Raw genomic sequence first — 1,192 nt, 5'->3', positions numbered from 1 at the left:
TCAGAGGCGAATTGAAAGCTAAGCAGTGGTAATTCTAAAGATTCCCCCGGGGAAAAATAGAGATGTCTCCTACGTTACCCATAATATGTGGAAGTATCGACGTAATTTCATAGAGTCATTCGGTCTGAATGCTACATGAAGAACATAAGCCAGGTGACGGAACGGGAAGACCTAGGATGTAGAAGATCATAACATAAGTTATTCGGCAGATTTTGATTCCTATATATCCACTCGTGTGGTACTTCTACCATATATAGAAGAATTCTACGATATATATAAGATCCATCCGTATAGATATCATCATCTACATCCAGAAAGCCGTATGCTTTGGAAGAAGCTTGTACAGTTTGGGAAGGGGTTTTGATTGATCAAAAAGAAGAATCTACTTCAACCGATATGCCCTTAGGCACGGCCATACATAAYATAGAAATCACACTTGGAARGGGTGGACAATTAGCTAGAGCAGCGGGTGCTGTAGCGAAACTGATTGCAAAAGAGGGGAAATCGGCCACATTAAAATTACCTTCTGGRGAGGTCCGTTTGATATCSAAAAACTGCTCAGCAACAGTCGGACAAGTGGGRAATGTTGGGGTRAACCAGAAAAGTTTGGGTARAGCCGGATCKAARYGTTGGCTAGGTAARCGTCCTGTAGTAAGAGGAGTAGTTATGAACCCTGTMGACCATCCCCATGGRGGTGGTGAAGGGAGGGCYCCAATTGGTAGAAAAAAACCCRYAACCCCYTGGGGTTATCCTGCRCTTGGAAGAAGAASTAGAAAAAGGAAWAAATATAGTGAKAMTTTGATTCTTCGTCGCCGTAGTAAATAGGAGAGAAAATMSAATTTCTTTMTTCGTCTTAAAAAAAWAGGAGTTAATTAACTGTGACACGTTCACTAAAAAAAAAYCCTTTTGTAGCRAAKMATTTATTAARAAAAATAGAGAAGCTTAATACAAAGGCGGAAAAAGAAATCATAATAACTTGGTCCCGGGCATCATGGGCGAACGACGGGAATTGAACCCGCGATGGTGRATTCACAATCCACTGCCTTRATCCACTTGGCTACATCCGCCCCTCTTGGTCCCGGGCATCATGGGCGAACGACGGGAATTGAACCCGCGATGGTGAATTCACAATCCACTGCCTTAATCCACTTGGCTACATCCGCCCCTACGCTACTATCTATTCTTTTTTGTA

The 1,192-nt window shown here is 42.4% G+C and carries 2 protein-coding genes and 2 tRNA genes; 2 read left to right on the top strand and 2 right to left on the bottom strand.

Translation table 11 applies throughout. The features are described from left to right. Positions 1-294 precede the first annotated feature (294 nt). Both rplB and D0S45_20430 read left to right on the top strand, forming a co-directional pair. Positions 295-825, top strand: a complete 531-nt coding sequence (rplB, locus tag D0S45_20435) for a 50S ribosomal protein L2 (protein TIH08826.1) — start codon at positions 295-297, stop codon at positions 823-825. 53 nt (positions 826-878) lie between these two features. After that, positions 879-1,013 carry a hypothetical protein gene (locus D0S45_20430; GenBank protein ID TIH08825.1) on the top strand — a complete coding sequence of 45 codons (135 nt, stop codon included), beginning with the start codon at positions 879-881 and terminating at the stop codon, positions 1,011-1,013. Here D0S45_20430 and D0S45_20425 read toward each other — a convergent pair. Continuing rightward, positions 993-1,067, bottom strand: a tRNA-His gene (locus D0S45_20425). The two genes, D0S45_20430 and D0S45_20425, sit on opposite strands and share 21 nt — an antisense overlap. 21 nt (positions 1,068-1,088) lie before the next feature. After that, positions 1,089-1,163, bottom strand: a tRNA-His gene (locus tag D0S45_20420). Positions 1,164-1,192 lie beyond the last annotated feature (29 nt).

It is taken from the genome of Marinifilum sp. JC120 (assembly GCA_004923195.1).
Taxonomy (GTDB): domain Bacteria; phylum Desulfobacterota; class Desulfovibrionia; order Desulfovibrionales; family Desulfovibrionaceae; genus Maridesulfovibrio.
This window is presented reverse-complemented; position numbering and strand designations above follow the sequence as displayed.